The sequence below is a fragment of the Paenibacillus sp. FSL R7-0216 genome, assembly GCF_037969915.1.
GTDB classification, from domain to species: Bacteria; Bacillota; Bacilli; order Paenibacillales; family Paenibacillaceae; genus Fontibacillus; species Fontibacillus rhizolycopersici.
The window spans coordinates 1,452,453-1,469,437 of record NZ_CP150222.1 but is presented as its reverse complement, the minus strand read 5'-3'; the positions used below and the strand labels follow the sequence as shown (position 1 = coordinate 1,469,437).

Genomic DNA, 16,985 nt, shown 5'->3' with positions numbered 1-16,985 from the left:
CATGAAATATGTAATTGAGAATCATTCTCGTTCATTATACCCGCTTTTCCGGTGAGAATCTACGGCCATTTCAAATTTGGTCCATGACTTTCCGGTCAAGCGTGGGCGATAATCCCCTAAACCTCCTTGCTCAAGAAACCTCCGCACCGAATTTAAAGCTCGTCTCCGCTAAATAAAACGTGTCGTCCGCCTGCAAAGGATATTCTTTATATGGAGCCACATTCTCCCCGTTTAACCGAGTCCCATTCTTCGATCCTAGATCCTTGAGTAAACAGCCGCGCGAAGTGACCAAAATCTCCACATGGGCACGGGAAACGCCTGCGGTATTCTCCACATATTGAACGATCTCTTCGGAGCGCCCGATTACGAAGCTTCCTGGGGTCAACGGAATCCGCTCTGACACGCCACCGCCCTCCTCGAAACGATCTAAATAATAGTGCGGGCTGCGACCGTTCAACGATCGATCTTGTCCCTGCAGCATGGACCGGCTCAGCAGCACTGTAGGGGGAGACCCCCCCACTTCGGGTTCAGATTCACTCGCTGCTTCCGCGGATTCCGGCATCTCATACGAAAGCTCAGTCCGCGGCACGAACGACTCCACCGAGGACCTGGCTGGAAAAACGCCAGAAGACTCTAAAGCTTCAATATTTCTATTGTAGAATGAAGAGCCCGATGGTCGTTCTGCGGATAATCCCAGAAGTCCCGATACTCCTAGCGCCTCAGGGGCTTCCTCCAACACTGTTCCTTCCGCTTCTTCTTCCACTGCCGCGTAACTGCGCAGCTTTCGCCATAGAACAAATCCGGCAGCCCCTAAAAGTACGGTAACCGCTATGCTTAGCGATAACCCGAATGCTCCGGGTCGATCAAAATAGAGAAGCTTCCAACACAACGCATCCACAAGCAGCACCCCGAGCACAAGGTAAGTCGGTTTGATCTGCATTTCACTCGGCGATGCCTTCTCGTCGAGTCCCGCCCATTCTTCCCGTTTAACGTTTACATCGTTAACGGCACTGCCTGCCCAAGTTCCCGATTCCGCAGGCTCCCGTAACGGTAGATATTCCCTAACTACGGCAGAACGAGGAAATGACGGAGAAGGCTCCGAAAGCCTTGGCAACGGCTCCTTTACTGTCGTTGATGTTCTCCTTGCCTCCGCATTGCTTTCCGGCTTGATATCCGGTTCGTCCGACAACAAACGCAACAGCATTTTTTTAAGTTCTTCCAAAGAAAAAAGCTCATCCCCACATAACCGAATCAACTGCGGGATTCCATCCCCTTCGACATGTTTGACGCAAGTGAGCAGTCGGGTCATCAATGATAACAGCATCTGGGACAGCGGGAGAGCGGCCGGCATCTCCTTCCAAGGAACATAAGTAAAATACAGCGACCCGCTGGATAGCGGCTCCTCCACAAAAATATGCGTCTCATCGAGCAAAAAACCGGATGGGGACAACATATACCTCTTGCTATCTTCCAGCACAGCAACCACTTGGAGCAGCAAACCGTAAAACTCCGGCATGCCGATTTTGTCGCTGCGTAAGCACTGAGACAGCATTCTTTTTCCCGTAATGTCATAGTGCAAACTGATTTGATAATCAACCTCGCGAATGTCGAGCCGCAGCAGGTTCGGCACGGTCACCGATGCCAGCATGGCGCGCTGGACGCGATTCAATTGTTCAGGCTTCAGCCCTTCTTTAGCCTCAAGAATCATGTAGGTTCCGCCGTCCCTAACAAAATCGGCAACTAACTCTGGCATGGCACGCCCCTCCTCGCACGTCACATATAGTAGATCGCCAGTATCGCCCCCGGCAGCACGGCTAACATAAACGGAAACTGCAATTGGCCTTTGGCGGCAATCTGAATGGGGAGCGTACTTCGCAGGGCGGCTGCCCCAAGGACGCTACCGGTGATGCGACGCAGACGAACCCCAGTCTCACGACGCCAAATCAAGATGATTAAGCCGATGCACCCTGCAGCCAAAATCGAATACATCATCGTCGATAGAGCGAAAGCGATTCCCATCCAGGCCCCAATTCCTGCAAACAGCTTGACATCGCCTCCTCCAACCGCACGCAGTAAATACAGTGCAAACATCAGACCAAATCCAGATGCAGCCCCGGCAACAGCGAACCAAGCACCAATCCAGCCCTCCATCAAAAGGTGATAGGACAGTCCGGACCAGATTCCCGTTATCGTGATGATATTAGGAATTTTCATCGTTCTCAAATCCGTGACGAAAGCCGCAAGTAACATCAATAAACAACTCCCTAACTCAACCATCAGCCCTTGCACTTCCTTCCTATTCCGAATGCGGACTTGCCACCTCGAACCCGGCTGTCGTGCGCAAGCCCTCTCCCGTTTCAATCACGAAACTCCACGTCCCCGGCGTAGTGTTTCCCCCAACCAACCAGGTCCAAGCAATCCTGCCTTGATCATCCGCAGTCGCTTCCCCTAAATATTTCGCCTGGCTAACCCCGCTTTTATAATAGATGGTCAGCTTGGCGCTAGTCCCGGGAGCAACCTGGGCAACGATCGTCGCCCGATGTCCGGCATACGCCGGGTCTGGCTTGGAGACCACAACCGCCGCTTCCCCGGTTTGGCCGTCTCCGCTTCCAGCCCCCGAATCCAGTTCACCGGTATCGCCGATCCAAAGACGCTCTTCCGCCCTCGTTTGCAGTACCATCCGCCGCCCGGAAAACGGGACCTTCAGCGGAAGCTCGTAACTCACCTCTAGTCCGAAATAAGGCTGCTTGCCCGTCTTCAAGTCTGGAACCGTGACACGATTGACATGCAAGCGTTCTTCCTCCAGCAAGGTCCCTTGCAGGAACGGGCGTAACATCGGTTTAACCAACGGGTCCAAAACAGCTTCCACCGCATTCGTCTTTAACTCTTGCAGCGGTTCGTCGCCTTTACGCGCAGCATCGGTTATCCATGTCGATAGAGGGGCCGGCAGTTTTGCCGCATATTGTCCCGCCCATTCCTCAAGCGACAGGGACGGCATTCGCCAAGAGAACGGGCTGTTTCCCGAAACCGTTCCCTTATTGCGGGAACCCCCCGCTCCATTCAAAGGAGCGGTTCCCTGACCCGTCTCCCCGACCGGTGTCTGCGTTTCTTGCTGCCCGCTGCTCTGCGCCTCGACCGCAATCGCCACCGGATAGATATGTGCGGAGATTTGTTTGACAGCATTCGCTGCCGCCGCATGCAATTGTCCGGATAGCAGCGTCATATGGACAAGGAAAATGAACCAGAATACGACCAACACGAAGACGGGAGCGATCAAAGCAGCCTCCAACGTGATACTTCCTAATGACCCCTTTTCCCGGAAGCGTTGTGCCTTCGATCCTTCAATATGAGAAGTCCGCTTGTTTGGCAGCATAGTACCGGCTTCCTTCCACGTTTCCTTTCAATACGCCGACCTTACCCAACGTTTTACATACCCCGGGCAAAAACCATAAAGGCATTGCCACCGTCACTTTCCCTTTGACATAGGTGGCTCGCTCCGCCGGATCGATCCCGGTATTCAATGATATAACGGCAAGCATTCGCGACAACCGCTGTTCGCTGCGGCCATGCAGCAGCAGAAACAACCGGAGATGATCCCGATAAGTCAGATCAACCTTAAGGTAGTCGCTTAACTGGATTTTCCCGTCCCGGGTTAATGCGATCATATCCTGCAAGGCATGCTGCGCTCCGTACAGCAGGGCTGCGGCAAACACCAGTAAAGGATTCCCTTTGGCCGCGTTCTTGCTGAAGCCCTCCATTGTCCGAATGGCCAGACGCATTGCAAAAATCTCTCCAAACGCGGCAGCGACATTCCCTCCCGGATTATGCATACCGTACAAAATATACTCGACCTCTTGGCTCTCCGGCGCGAATTGCTCGCGGATCACTTCAAGCTTGTCCGCTTGGCCTTTGCCCTCTAGCAAACCGTTCAAGGCGCTGACATCCAGGAAGTGAAAATAACTCGCAACGTACTCCATTTGAAATACGGAGTCCGACATCCCTCCCATCAGTCCTGCCAAACCGCCGTACAATCCGTCCATCCTTCCCATGGAGGCTTGTCCCGCCTCACTTGGATCATCGTTCAAGGCGGCCGAGGCAGACCCGTCTCCAGAGGTGGAACGGTTTAACGATCGATTGGCTTCCATCTTCACCTCTAGTTGATCGAATTTGGCCTGGTGCTCTTTCAATCCGTTTTTGAGCTGTTCGATTTCACGGATCCAGCCGGCTGCCTCCTTCAGCTTGGCGCTTGCTGCCTTCTCTGTCGCCTTCCGCTCCTTATCGGAGGACCGGTGACTGTCCAGCCGACGAGCGCTCGCATCCAGCACATTGGCTGAACCCGGAGTGACGAATTGCCGGAGATAGGCATCGCATGCCTCAGCCGTGCTATTCACGCCCGAAGCGAAAGATGTAGACGAAGCCGTCGCCGATAATACAGATTCGCTTTGCGCTAGGAGCGAGGTTCCGGTGTTCCGGAGTCCGGCGAACGCCGCCGACTGCCGATCGATATCCGCGGTCAGGCCGGCAAACGTCTCCTCGGATAGCAGCAGGGATCCGGCTTGGCTCCGGATATTGGCGATGACGTCGCCGTCGCCGACCGGACCGGAACTGCCACCGCGGGTGCTCGTCCCGGCTGACACTTCGTTATAACCCGTTTGCTCCGGGCGCTTTTCCGCCTCTTCAATCGTTTGCCGCATCTGATCATTGATCCGCCGCGCTTCCTCCAGCAGGGCCCTAGCCTCTGGCAGGCGTGAGGCATGGTTCTGCTCTGCAAGCCGTTGATCGCGGTCCAGTTTAGCAAACATCCCGCTGGTTGTTGAACGGTAGCGGCTGATTTCCGCCGTATACATCCGATCCTCGGGTTCCTTACCCGCATCCGCCTCGACTTGGCTCACATAAGCGGGATAATTCGCCGCAGCGTCGGGCAGCGTGGAGATATCGCCGTTCCAGGCTTCCCCGTGGGTCCCGCCGCTTCCCACTGACAGTACTTCCGCATAAGGCCCTACTGCATTGGCCGCTTGCCGCTGCTTCTCCAGAAGTTCATCCAGCTTGGCTTCCCTCTGGTCGTAAAGCTTCTGTAATTTTCCCAGCAAATCCACCGTATTCGAAGCTTCCTTCATCACTCCGGCCATCGGTTTAAAGCGATTCAACAGCTCTATAGTTACGTCGATCGGTGCCCGGTATTTCATTTGTTCGCGGATTTGTTGCTCGAACACGGGATAGGTTCCGATGGGACGCAAAAATTCGACAGAAGAAGAATCTAATTGGGCTCCCAGCAAAGGTAACCCCTCGCTACGTCCGACCAGTTCGAGCTGGTCCTGAAGCACCTTTGCCATAATGTAGTTCCCGTCGGTTTGCCCATATGCAAATAGGCCGTACCGTTCGGCCAGTTCCCGGTCGTAAGCGGACAGGACGGACCTCGAAGCCGCATGCGTCAAAGCTTCTGCTTTGGCCTGCAGGGCGAACATTCTGGCAAAATCGATAAACAGGGCGACAAATGCGAATACCGCGGCAAATATCACGATAAAAAATACCGTAACCGCTCCTTGCTCCGAGCGTTTCCGTTGGAACACCGCCATCCTCCTTTCCCATCATCGCGATGATTTACCAAACAGCTTCAGCGCCTCCTGCGCCTCCTGCTTATCCATCCCCCCTTGCCCCCTACCGCTTCGGAATTTCTCGCCGTAATAGCTCGCAAGCTCCACCGTCCGGATCCATTCCACCGGTTCGACGACATAGGCCTCCGCACGCCCGCTCTGGTTGACATCGCCAATCCAGCCCTCCAATGGAGCCAGCGGAACCAGCCGTTCTAAAGCTACGCTTACTTTACGCATGAGCAGCCGGTTGTCGTAGCGCATCTCCCCGCTAAGGCCCTTAGGCACTTCAGCTCCTGTCCGACTTAGCTTCCGAACCGGGAGCGACTGCCCTGCCTCTCGATCTTCCGCCGGCAAATTCAGCTTGGCGGTCCCGCCTTCGCCGTTCCAGTCAAATACAGCCTGCAGCATACCGTCATCCCCTAGGCGCCAATAGAGGGGATCGTACTCCCCTTCGTCAAAGGCGCCAGTCAAACTGTCCTGATGGCTATTCTCCCAGTTGTAAGCCGTTCGCTCCGCTGCAACGGTGGCAGCCTGACCCAAAAGCACATGTTGATACAGGTAGAGGCAGAAGAACAGGAGAATGAGCACCGTGTAAAAAACCATCGGAAGCACCAATGAGGCTTCGATCGTAAAGCCCCCGCGTTGATCCCGCCATAGGCCCACAATTACTCTCCGTCCATGAAGTCTTCGGTCTTTGACTTGGCTTTCCCAAGCAAGCTCTCGACGATGTCTCTCAACTGATCTCGGAAAATCACTGCAATTATGACGATCACCGCGATAATTAAGATCATTTCTAGCATTCCCAGCCCTTCTTCATTGCGCCATGCCCCTTTGATTTCCTTGCGAAATGCAGTCAACATGTTGATTCCTCCTCTGCTCGAATTCACAAATTCATAATCATAAACGCCGGTGCGCCCACCAGAATCAGTACCGCCATAAACAGCAGCACCATGGGGAAAACCAGCTTGGACGATGCCTGCTCGCCCAGCGTTTTGCCGACGGCTTTGCGTTTCTCCCAGAGCGAATGGGACAAATCTCGCAACGCCAGTGCAAAATCTTCTCCGCCGCGGCGGTAGTTTAAGAGAACCGCCGTAGCAAACGCGGAGACCTCCTGAATACCGCAACGTTTGCTGAAACCTTCCAACGCTTGCTGAAACGAATCGCCCCCTTCCCATTCCTTTTGCATTTGTAGCAGCTCCCTGTATAAAGGATGGTTGGCTTGCTCCCGCTTGCGCTCCAGACATAGCTTAATCGCTTGCTGAACCGTTGAGCCTGCGCCAACCAGCAACACGATCTTGTTCAGCAACTCGGGCAGTTCAAGCAGAACGAGCTGCTCTCGTCGTTGTACCTTGCGATGGAGGTCGTTAATCAGCGCCATCGGCATCAACACGGCTAACAGACCCCCGATCAGCAAACCGCTGGCACCGCCGCTCAGCAAGGTCATCAAGCACCCGAAGATGAGAAATAGATAACCGTACGTGAGCGCTTCTGCCAACAACAACAAGGTCATTTCACCGCTGCGCCGATTCCCGCAGATTTTCTGCACGGCACGCTGAACCTTAAAAAAAAAGCGTGGAAGTCGCTGGGACACTTTGATCCGCTCCAAGAGCAGCAGCATCGGCGGCGATAGGCGCACGAGCCTTAACCCTTCCATGGTTAATCCCTCATAACTGCGGTAAAGTAACCGGGACTTCCAATAGGCATATAGCCAGCTTCCGCCTATGGCGGCCAGCAGCAATCCCGCGACCAGCAGGTACATTGGCAAAGGCCCCTCCTCTATAGCCGAATATCGATGATCTTTAACATCAGCCAAGCACAAACTGCATACAACAGCAAAGCCAGTCCCGAGATCAACAATCCGACTCCCTGATGCAGCGGAAGCATATAGTCCGGGGAGGTCATCTGCATAAACAATAAGAACAAAATGGGGGCCGCCAGCATTGCCTTGGCTTCGAACCGTTTTTGGGCAATCATCACGCCAATTTCCTGACTGATTTCCAGCTTCTCGCCGATGAGGTTCGAGGTGCGTCGGACAACTTCAACCAAATCTCCGCCTGAACGCTTGCAGGTCGTAAATACATCCGCAAAGTTGTCGATATCCTCCAGTGCGGCCCGACGGCTGAAATCGAGTAGCGCTTCCTCGACCGGCTGTCCGTAATCCATACGTGCGCAGATGATCGCAAGCTCTCGCATGACATCGTTGTCCCCATCGGGATATAGAAGCTTTAAATCGTCGATCGCTTCGCGAAAGCCGTTCTCTACCGAACGACCAGAGGCCAAAGACGAAGATAACGAATATAATGCCTGCTTAAAATGCAGGCTCAGGTTCTCCCTTCTCCGGCGCAGTAAGTAGCTGCTCCAATATTTCGGCGCATACACGCCGCAAAGCGATAAGAGAAACGCCAGCGGGACCACCCGGAAGAAGACATAACCCAAGGCATAGAACGCAGCTCCTCCAACCAACATACAAATGCCCCTTTGCTGTGCAGACAATGGATATACTCGATAATCCGCTAGTTTCGCCGGATTATCGGCAGCAATGAATCCAACCCTCCATTTCTGCAGATTTGCCCGCCTTTTTAGCAACGAAAACCCTCCCATCCTAACTCTGCATTAATTGAAAGGCATACCCGCCATGCGCAGCTTGTCCGTATGTATTAACCCTGTATCGCTGCTTTGCAGCTTGCCAACGATTCGACCGTTTTGTTCCCCTTCTTCCCAAAAAGTAAATAAGGGCTGAAGTACCACCTCCCCTTCCTGCAGACCAACGACCTCGGAAATTTCCGTTACTCGGCGCGAGCGATCGCGCAGACGCGACAAATGCACGAAAACGTCGATGGACGAGGCGATTTGCTGCCGAACGACCGGAAGCGGTAATTCGGCTCCGCTCAGCACCATCGTTTCCAGCCGACTGATCATATCCGCAGTGCTGTTGGCATGCCCGGTAGAAAGACTGCCGTCATGGCCGGTATTCATCGCCTGTGATATATCTACAAAAAGGTTTCAACGTAAACAAAAAAATAAGAGGTTTATCCTCTTATTTGTAATTGGCAATATACTCTTGAGAATGCGCTTCTTCCCAAGTCATTGTCTCTGCTAGTCTTTCTTCTTCCTCAACCTCTTTCTTAAAACCTTCATTGTTTTCTAGAATAGCCAACTGATTATCTCCAAGTAACTTCCAGTCAATGAATCTATCCAATTCGCCATCTTCATATGTTGCAACCGTAACTTTATCAACAAATTTTCTTAAGGTTATGTTATCTAAATTATCTAAATCTAAATTTTTTAACTCTTGAAGATACGACTTATATTGAAAATGCAACTCCTCAATTTCCTTATTTATACTTTCAAATCGTGTAAGCTCACTCGTTAGTTTTTGTTTTTCGGCAATAATTGTATTATTACGCATTTCATATTCTTCGTCACTTATGATGCCCTTAGATAAAATCCGAAAATTAGTTTCCTTCTCAACTTCAAGTTCAATTAGCCTTTGCTTATGTGATTCTGATATTGATACAAAATCAACTGAATGATATTTATTTTCAAGTAATTTCTCGAAATAAAAATCATCAGATGAAGGTGATTTTATTCGATCCCTAAACTCTTCACGAACCCAATTTAATAATTCTTCTTCTCGTTGAAGATTCCTGTATTTACACACTTCTTGCCCATACAACTCATGATTGCGGCAGTAATAATAGTGGTGTGTTTGCTTAGATGTTTTTTGAACTTTTTTTCTTAAGCTTCCTCCACAATTCCCACATTTTAATAAGTTACTGAAAAGATGCGCTGTTGAGAATCTAGAGTCTACTCCTTTCTTCATATTTTTCACTTTTGGTCTAGAATCTTTTTCAATCTGTACTAATTTGAAAGTTTCATCTGAGATAATTCTTAGTGATTCATCATCTACTTTTATTTGTTTATCCTCTGGAATTTTTTCGATAAGTCCCAAATTAATGTTTGATCTTCTGGTTCTATGCAAAGTGGTGTGCCCTGTATAGATACTGTTCATCAAAATTCCGTGAATATGACTACCTGTCCAAGTTCCTCCGCGCTTAGAAGGAATTTTTTTGACCACTTCCAAATACTTGGCTATCTTGTTAACTCCCCATCCTCTTAAATATAACTCAAAAATTTCTATAACAATCTCACTTTCTACTGGGTTAACAACAAGCCTACCCTTCATGTACTTATCTAATTCGGAGTTACTTCCCATTTTATAAATGTTATATCCATAAGGCTCTCTGCCTGCCCAAACTCCTTTTTTTGCTGCTTCTTTTTTTGCCCACTGAACACTGTCACTTTTTGATCTGGATTCTTCTTCTGCTAGAGTTGCGAATAGTTGAATTCTAATTTTATCTGGGCCATTGAGAGAGTAAGCTTTTATATCCTCAAACCAAACGCCTACACCATACTTTTCTAATTCATCAATTGTCGTAAGCATATCCTTAACATTTCTTCCAAATCTGCTAACGGATTTAGTGAGTATCGTTTTGAACATACCACGCTTAGCGTCACTAATCATCTGCTGATATGCTCTACGATACTTTTTAGATTTTGCACCTGAAAAACCCTCATCAATATATCCATGCCTCGGTTCATCCTCTTGGTTTCTTCTACAGAATATGCCGCTTTCAGCAATAATCAATTTCTTTTCCTTAGCATATGCAATCAGACCATCTGTTTGCGTTTTAATTGAATTAGCTTGTTCATCTTTATCGGATGATACACGACAATAATATGTACATAAGTTATTTAAAGACAACACTTAACCCCCATTTATAAACATTACGAAATCTATTATAAGGTAACTTTAACATGATAGAAGCCAAGATGAAAGGTGCCATTGTTCCTTTTACTATCGTTAGATGAAGTATTAAATGTATCGGTAGGGGATAAATTGGATTCCTTAAGGAAGATTGAAAGTTCGGGATCACTGAAACCTGATTGTTGGATTTCTAATTTAAGGCGTTCTAAATTTGTCATTATGATTGCTCCTTTAGGTATATTTGGCAAAAGAAAAAGCCACTTCATACTGAAGTGACAACTAATTGAATTGGAATTATATCTAATTATTATATTGGTCAATGAAAGCAATACCTTTTTTCATTCTTGATATTAAATACTCTTTAAAGTCTGGTTCATGTCCACTGTTTTGATATCTGACAATATTATTATGCATTTGCATATCAATAAAATCTAAACATTCTTCGATTAATGGCAGATAGATTAGTTCAATATTATTTTCAATCGAAAGCACTATATATTCGGTTGTAGTATGTAAATCAAAATAATCATAACTTTCAATACCTTTTATTGTTTCAGGATCATCAAAATACAGTTTCCAGCATTTTAAAGAATTATCAACGTGTCTTAACTCATTATCAATCAAGTAATAATACCCTAACTGCCCATAGGCTTTACGATAATTGTTACTTACTTGCACTCTTTTTAAAATAATTCATTGCCATATTTTTATCTTTTTTACAACCATCTCCCGACATATGCATACTGCCTAATCGAAAATCTGCATATCCACTATTAAATGAAGATGCTTTTTTATACAAAGAATAGGCTTGGTTGAAATCTTCTAAAAATCCATCATAACCAAAATAATATCCATCGGCTTCTTTAACAATACTGTCAATTATATCATTGTGGGAATTATTAATAATCATGGGTTGTTCATAATCTTCATGTTGTTCCGGTATCTCTAAGTTCTGAATAAAAGTAATTGCCTCATGAGGTTGCATACTGAAAAATTCTCTATTTTCATTCAATCTCTTTTTTGCTAAGTGTTCATGGACTAATTTTTCTGCTAAATGACAATCAGCATAGTATTTTTTATAAAGAAGAACAAAGGGTGTAGGTACTCCAGTAGCACCTGACAACTCAGTGACTCTATTCTCTGGATCTCGTGTTGTCATTCCTATTTTGACTAAATCAGGAAAAGACTGATTATATAAGACATATACATACCCTTGATTCATTTCCACAATCCCCCCCAAACCAAATATTTCCTATTATTTTATCATTATCGACAATATAGGTCTATGAGATCAGAGAAAAAATAGGTTAGTGGTCAAGGAGAACTATACAACTGTTCGTGACTTCTGGGTACCCCTTATCTTTTTACTTAAAATCTCTCCTAAACACTTAACCTAGTGCTTAAGCTCTGTTACTTATCTTGTTGTTAATTAATTATGAAATCCAAGTACATATGGTTAAGGTAAGATAATTGTATAGTAAAAGCGATGTAAGTAAATTTCATTGAGTAATATGTATAAGTTTTAGCATAGAAATGAATACGATACGTAGATCAATCGTATAAAGGTAGATATTACAAGGAAAACAAAAATTTTAAGTTGAGTCTAGTGATGGAAGGCTACAGCGACTTCTGGAAAGACTCATAATTTTCAACTTTTAAATATCCCCCCCCATCCTTTCCCTTAATAAAAATCAAAAAAGCCCTGATTCTAGGGCCTAGAGTTTTACATGTGAGTTTTCCAATGACATCTTACGACGTTTAACTTCACGTATAAGTGTTGATTTACTTATACGAGTCAAAGCAGCTACCTCATTATAAGAATTAGTGTCTAGCAGGCTTATTGCATGATCCATCTGTTTAGATGTGTACGACCTTGGACGTCCTTCAGTAAACCCTTCCTTCAGTCGTGCAATCGCCTTCCCTTCCTGTGTACGCTCAACAATCATGTCACGTTCAAACTCAGCAAATCCACTGAATATAGTTAGGATTAAACGCCCTGTGACTGTATCCTCAATCATTCCCATATTAAGCACGTGTATCTTTATACCTCTATGGAACAGTTCTTTTACAGTTATGATTGCATCCACAGTTGAACGAGCAAAACGGTCGAGCTTCGTTACAACAAGAGTGTCACCTTCTTCTAACTCTGCAAGTAAACGTGTGAATTCTGGTCGATCTTTTTTAGTCCCTGTAAATTTTTCAGAGTAAATTATTTCTGCTCCATTTTCTTTCAGTTGAGCAATCTGAGCATTTAAATCTTGACCTACTGTAGAAACACGTGCATAGCCAAAAATCATATTTAAATCCCCTTTGATTTTGAATATATGTTATGACACCGTTTGATATCTTAATTTTACGTTACTCACCTACCGGTGTCAATACTTTTAAGTTATGATACTAAAAAGTCAGTACAGTGTGTATATGTCTATTTTTAAAAAGAAATCGTAATCTATAAAAATCAAAATAACATAACATCTATCAACCTGGAAATGCTATTGCAAAATAACAAAATAAAAGAACCTTTATAAAGTAAAGGTTCTTCGGATAACAAAATACACAGAAACAAAATTATATATTGGTTTCAGATTATAAATTAAAGCCTATTCAGTATAATAATCAACTTACAGCAAACGCTGGATTTTATGTATAGTCTTAAATTAGATCAACACTATACATTGGGAGAATAGTTAATATATTTTTCTCCATCCCATCTTTTATATGCTAGATCGCCAAATTCAGATACTTTTATTCTGTCTAGTAAGCTCATTACATCGCTTTTCTTATTATGATCAATTCTGTGTATCTGATGATATATTATTGTCCAAGAAAGAATAGCGTCATCCCAATTAACACTTTCCTTGTCGAACAGAAGAATATACTTCGGAGGTTTGATCTTACTATTTCTTTGATTCATACTCTTTATTTTTTGTGATATTTTTTGTTTATTTGTACCACAAGCAGATACAATCAGAAAAATATCATTTTTATAACCCATAGTGAGTATTGAATTAAGTCCTTCTGCCACCTCTCCCCATTGTAAAAAATCCGAACCAAAAACCACTCCTTCATCGTTCCCATGCGAACTAATATGGATACAGAGTGGTTCTTTCGGTGTTCGGTTATTTCCTTCATCCATCGATGATATGTAGTCACATGTATCAATAAATTCACGATGTGATCTAATTAGAAACGAATATACTTCATGTCCCATTGCATGACAAATATACTTTAAAGGTTCTGCTTCTGACCTGTTCTCAAGTAAGTCCTTGGGATTAGGTGATTCAATAATGAATACTCGCATGACTTCCACTCCTCTGCTTTATATAAACTAACTTTCATTTCAACAAGAAATTTAATTGTTTTCATAGCCTCTAAGTTCTTTTTTCTTCCTCGTATCTCATTTCACCAAAGATTTCAGCCATCATATCCTGGTATTCTTCAACAGTTATTTCGTATCTTGCGCTTTCAAAATCTTCAGAGAAATCATCTATGTGCTTTATCAAAAAGTCAACACTCATCTCATACCCCAATTGTAATTTTCTTAAAAGTTCAAGCATCTCTTCTTCAGAAATATTGACTTCGTAGTGCATGAATTTATTTCTGATTCCGTTCAGATAATAAAGTATTATTTCCAAATCTTCAGAAATTGAATAATCACAAAGATATTTTAATCTATCGATACTTTCAATAAGAGTGACTGTTCGTAAATTGGGATTAATCTCAAAAACATTTACACTACTGTTGGTTTTATTTTTTTTCTTCGCAGAAATGAACTTATCTATATCAGAAAAAATCAAGTATTCCTTGTTTTTCTTGAGAATGTACTTGAAGAGGATTTCTATTCCATGATTAAATGATAAAACAGCATCTTTTAGATTATGTTCTAAACCTTGCTGTATCTCGGGAAGTTTATTCATTGTCAAATACGCTGATTTAAGTGAATCAATACCATTTGACAGTAGATCAATCTTAATCAAATAATCTCACTCCTATGTTTGATTGAAACACATATTTTAATAAGATATCTTAAATAAACTACCTGTGAGTAGAACTTACTTCAACACATAACTAGAAATAATATTCAACCCTTCTCGTACTGAGCAAGCAGTTCGTCCTCACTCTGCAAACTCTTAGACATCCATAATTCTTTAGATTCCAGATCTATTACCTAAGTCTTGCATTTCTATTCTCATGTTACTATACGATTGAATGGAAATCATCCTATGGTGCATTTACTCTTTATCACGCTGGACGGTAAAAAGGCAGCTCAGATAAGAAATTCACCAGATATATATTCACCATAATCGCTCCTATTCCCCTCTTGTCTAACTACTATACAACTATACTTATATAGTAGTTAGGAGCATACCAGGGGGCTACATTTTCACCTAGAAATGACATATTTTTCCTATAAAATCGCCTAGCACATCTTTCTCCACACTCTACTTATTTATCCCCCTTCACTCCACCTACTCCATCAATCCACCTTATTTTCACCATTTTTCAATCGTAATCGCAATCGTAATCCCCTTATGTTATCTACAGTTTTTCACTCTTCTCCTCCCCGATTTTCTCCTTCAAACAACAAAAAAATCGCTCCAACCCTTACCACTACTGGGTTCTTGCGATTACAATCTTCCGATACACAATTTTCGTCCTATCTTCACCTTCATTTTTACTCATTTTCCTATATTTTATCTACACTTTTACGATTAATCGTCCAATCGCTGCATATTTTCAGTATAATTAAATCGAACTTACTCGAACTTACTAACTTACCTTACATACCAAATTACTTAATCAATAAGGGGGATACTTTATGAACACAACTAAAAAAACATTAACTATCATCCTATCCATTGTCCTAACCATATCACTCACATCGTCATCCTTTGCAGCTCCATCAAAATCACTTCAAGTCCACTTCATTGACGTTGGGCAAGGTGCATCTCAACTCATAATCTCTCCTTCAGGTAAAACAATGCTCATTGATGCCGGTAACAACGACCAGGAAGATGATATCGTTGCTTATCTCACCAAACAGAAGATCAATAAAATTGATGTCCTAGTTGGTACTCACCCTGACGCTGATCACATTGGTGGTTTAGATGCTGTAATTGACAATTTTGATATTGGAACGATCTACATGCCTAAAGTACAGGCTAACACCGAGACATTTAAGGATGTTCTCTTATCCATCCAAAACAAAAGTCTTAAAGTTAATACGGCTAAATCAGGAATACTCATTGACCTGGACAAATCACTCACGGTGAAAATGATCGCTCCAGTCAGTACATATGACGAATCCAACAATATGAGCGCTGTAATCAGAATATCGTATGGTAGTACATCATTTCTTTTAACCGGTGATGCTGAACAGGAAAGTGAAAACGACATTATTAACTCTAAAGCAACACTTAAATCAGATGTTCTACTCGTTGGTCATCACGGATCTAATTCATCAACATCTCAAAAATTCCTGAACACCGTAAATCCAAAGTATGCTGTTATTCAAGTGGGTAAAAATTCATATGGTCATCCAACTGATATAACCCTTAAGAAACTTTCGTCTAAGAAAATCACTATCTATCGCAATGATAAGCAAGGTGATATTATCTTTACCTCTGACGGTAAGACAATCAATGTCTCGACAGAGAAAACTTCAACCACAACAAATAAACCAACTACAGACACAAAGAAGCCGTCTACAACAACTAAGACAACAACAACCACTAATACAAACGTAACATATAAGAATTGCTCTGAAGTTAAAGCAGCAGGTAAAGCACCACTGTACAAAGGAGATCCAGGTTACAGCACAAAACTTGATCGAGATAAAGATGGAGTGGCATGTGAATAGTAAATAAACACTACAGTCCCGTTTCGCTTGAGATGGGACTTTTTCCAATCATCAATTCTAAGATAAAAATCATAGATAATAATCAATGAATTGTCACCATACACTTCTTACCCTACCAAATACCCTACTTCACATATACACATCTAAATTTCATTATAATTAATCGGCAAATCTGACCTTAGAAATCAAATCATCACATCTATTCCACCAACTGTTGCATCTAACACCAAAATACACCCATCTTCACAAATCATATAAAGGTGCATTACACAATAATCACTAACATCGAATCTAAGCTAAAATTCGTTTATTATTTATCATAGATTCCAACCTCAACGATTCAGCTAAGGTATTTCATCGTCCCAAACACATAGTCATTAAATTCATAATAAATTAATAAGCAAATTTCAGATCAACGATCACATCATAATTATCTGGAAATTTCATAACAATATTCAAATCAAAACCTTCTCACATACTAAATCACAAATTCAATTTCAACTTTCAAATTTCAACAAACAACAAACAAAGCGAACATCAACAAAAAGGGGAAGCGAATCTTTTCCGCGCCCCCCTATTAAATACTGGTTCTAAATAGTCTATATTTCTACTGTCTATACTATATATTTATTACGTGCAAAAAATGCAGCATAAATTGCACTTCAAACTGGGAATTTTTGCACTTCAAACTGGGAATTTTTGCACCTCTAGTGGGAATTTTTGCACTTAATGAAAAACGGCGTAATATCAAGACAAAAAAACG

General features: G+C 43.8%; 15 protein-coding genes and 1 pseudogene. 1 reads left to right on the top strand and 15 read right to left on the bottom strand.

Annotation, left to right across the window (positions count from 1 at the left end):
- Positions 1 to 130: 130 nt before the first annotated feature.
- From MKZ15_RS06330 to MKZ15_RS06260, 15 genes and pseudogenes are all read right to left on the bottom strand, one after another.
- Entirely contained in the window at positions 131 to 1,753 is a 1,623-nt protein-coding gene (locus tag MKZ15_RS06330; RefSeq protein ID WP_339820743.1) for a DUF6382 domain-containing protein, read from the bottom strand.
- A 20-nt stretch (positions 1,754 to 1,773) separates the two neighbouring features.
- A complete protein-coding gene (locus MKZ15_RS06325) occupies positions 1,774 to 2,250 on the bottom strand; it encodes an A24 family peptidase (protein ID WP_239483498.1) in 477 nt (158 codons plus the stop codon).
- A 46-nt stretch (positions 2,251 to 2,296) separates the two neighbouring features.
- Positions 2,297 to 3,289, bottom strand: a complete 993-nt coding sequence (locus MKZ15_RS06320) for a pilus assembly protein (RefSeq protein ID WP_339820741.1) — start codon at positions 3,287 to 3,289, stop codon at positions 2,297 to 2,299.
- Between the two features lie 52 nt (positions 3,290 to 3,341).
- Positions 3,342 to 5,576 (bottom strand): hypothetical protein, encoded by a 2,235-nt coding sequence (locus MKZ15_RS06315; protein ID WP_339820738.1) that lies wholly within the window; start codon positions 5,574 to 5,576, stop codon positions 3,342 to 3,344.
- 12 nt (positions 5,577 to 5,588) lie between these two features.
- Positions 5,589 to 6,257: a TadE family protein gene (locus tag MKZ15_RS06310; protein ID WP_155606498.1), complete on the bottom strand. Its 669-nt coding sequence runs from the start codon at positions 6,255 to 6,257 to the stop codon at positions 5,589 to 5,591.
- Positions 6,258 to 6,259: 2 nt separating this feature from the next.
- Positions 6,260 to 6,454 (bottom strand): Flp1 family type IVb pilin, encoded by a 195-nt coding sequence (locus MKZ15_RS06305; protein ID WP_155606497.1) that lies wholly within the window; start codon positions 6,452 to 6,454, stop codon positions 6,260 to 6,262.
- A 23-nt stretch (positions 6,455 to 6,477) separates the two neighbouring features.
- A complete protein-coding gene (locus tag MKZ15_RS06300) occupies positions 6,478 to 7,353 on the bottom strand; it encodes a type II secretion system F family protein (RefSeq protein WP_155606496.1) in 876 nt (291 codons plus the stop codon).
- A 17-nt stretch (positions 7,354 to 7,370) separates the two neighbouring features.
- Positions 7,371 to 8,060, bottom strand: a complete 690-nt coding sequence (locus tag MKZ15_RS06295) for a type II secretion system F family protein (RefSeq protein WP_240908705.1) — start codon at positions 8,058 to 8,060, stop codon at positions 7,371 to 7,373.
- Positions 8,061 to 8,207: 147 nt separating this feature from the next.
- Positions 8,208 to 8,588: pseudogene (locus MKZ15_RS06290) on the bottom strand (ATPase, T2SS/T4P/T4SS family); the annotation flags it as partial.
- Between the two features lie 43 nt (positions 8,589 to 8,631).
- Positions 8,632 to 10,359, bottom strand: a complete 1,728-nt coding sequence (locus MKZ15_RS06285; protein ID WP_339820730.1) for a recombinase family protein — start codon at positions 10,357 to 10,359, stop codon at positions 8,632 to 8,634.
- A gap of 303 nt (positions 10,360 to 10,662) precedes the next feature.
- On the bottom strand, positions 10,663 to 10,986 hold the full coding sequence (locus tag MKZ15_RS06280) for a hypothetical protein (protein ID WP_339820727.1): 324 nt from the start codon (positions 10,984 to 10,986) through the stop codon (positions 10,663 to 10,665).
- A gap of 40 nt (positions 10,987 to 11,026) precedes the next feature.
- Complete coding sequence (locus MKZ15_RS06275; RefSeq protein WP_339820725.1) at positions 11,027 to 11,584, bottom strand: GIY-YIG nuclease family protein; 558 nt, start codon at positions 11,582 to 11,584, stop codon at positions 11,027 to 11,029.
- A gap of 493 nt (positions 11,585 to 12,077) precedes the next feature.
- Positions 12,078 to 12,659, bottom strand: coding sequence for a recombinase family protein (locus MKZ15_RS06270; RefSeq protein WP_339820721.1), 582 nt, complete (start codon positions 12,657 to 12,659; stop codon positions 12,078 to 12,080).
- 371 nt (positions 12,660 to 13,030) lie between these two features.
- Positions 13,031 to 13,663 (bottom strand): hypothetical protein, encoded by a 633-nt coding sequence (locus tag MKZ15_RS06265; RefSeq protein WP_339820718.1) that lies wholly within the window; start codon positions 13,661 to 13,663, stop codon positions 13,031 to 13,033.
- Positions 13,664 to 13,733: 70 nt separating this feature from the next.
- Complete coding sequence (locus MKZ15_RS06260) at positions 13,734 to 14,339, bottom strand: hypothetical protein (RefSeq protein ID WP_339820715.1); 606 nt, start codon at positions 14,337 to 14,339, stop codon at positions 13,734 to 13,736.
- A gap of 842 nt (positions 14,340 to 15,181) precedes the next feature.
- On the opposite strand from MKZ15_RS06260, the gene MKZ15_RS06255 reads away from it, so the two are divergent.
- Positions 15,182 to 16,222, top strand: coding sequence for an MBL fold metallo-hydrolase (locus tag MKZ15_RS06255; RefSeq protein WP_339820713.1), 1,041 nt, complete (start codon positions 15,182 to 15,184; stop codon positions 16,220 to 16,222).
- Positions 16,223 to 16,985 lie beyond the last annotated feature (763 nt).

What these genes read in the sequence shown, in the direction of transcription:
- MKZ15_RS06325 (WP_239483498.1), bottom strand. Translation starts at nt 2,250, where the DNA reads ATGTTACTTGCGGCTTTCGTCACGGATTTGAGAACGATGAAAATTCCT.
- MKZ15_RS06270 (WP_339820721.1), bottom strand. Translation starts at nt 12,659, where the DNA reads ATGATTTTTGGCTATGCACGTGTTTCTACAGTAGGTCAAGATTTAAAT.
- MKZ15_RS06265 (WP_339820718.1), bottom strand. Translation starts at nt 13,663, where the DNA reads ATGCGAGTATTCATTATTGAATCACCTAATCCCAAGGACTTACTTGAG.
- MKZ15_RS06255 (WP_339820713.1), top strand. Translation starts at nt 15,182, where the DNA reads ATGAACACAACTAAAAAAACATTAACTATCATCCTATCCATTGTCCTA.
- MKZ15_RS06275 (WP_339820725.1), bottom strand. Translation starts at nt 11,584, where the DNA reads ATGAATCAAGGGTATGTATATGTCTTATATAATCAGTCTTTTCCTGAT.
- MKZ15_RS06315 (WP_339820738.1), bottom strand. Translation starts at nt 5,576, where the DNA reads ATGGCGGTGTTCCAACGGAAACGCTCGGAGCAAGGAGCGGTTACGGTA.
- MKZ15_RS06330 (WP_339820743.1), bottom strand. Translation starts at nt 1,753, where the DNA reads ATGCCAGAGTTAGTTGCCGATTTTGTTAGGGACGGCGGAACCTACATG.
- MKZ15_RS06305 (WP_155606497.1), bottom strand. Translation starts at nt 6,454, where the DNA reads ATGTTGACTGCATTTCGCAAGGAAATCAAAGGGGCATGGCGCAATGAA.
- MKZ15_RS06295 (WP_240908705.1), bottom strand. Translation starts at nt 8,060, where the DNA reads ATGTTGGTTGGAGGAGCTGCGTTCTATGCCTTGGGTTATGTCTTCTTC.
- MKZ15_RS06300 (WP_155606496.1), bottom strand. Translation starts at nt 7,353, where the DNA reads ATGTACCTGCTGGTCGCGGGATTGCTGCTGGCCGCCATAGGCGGAAGC.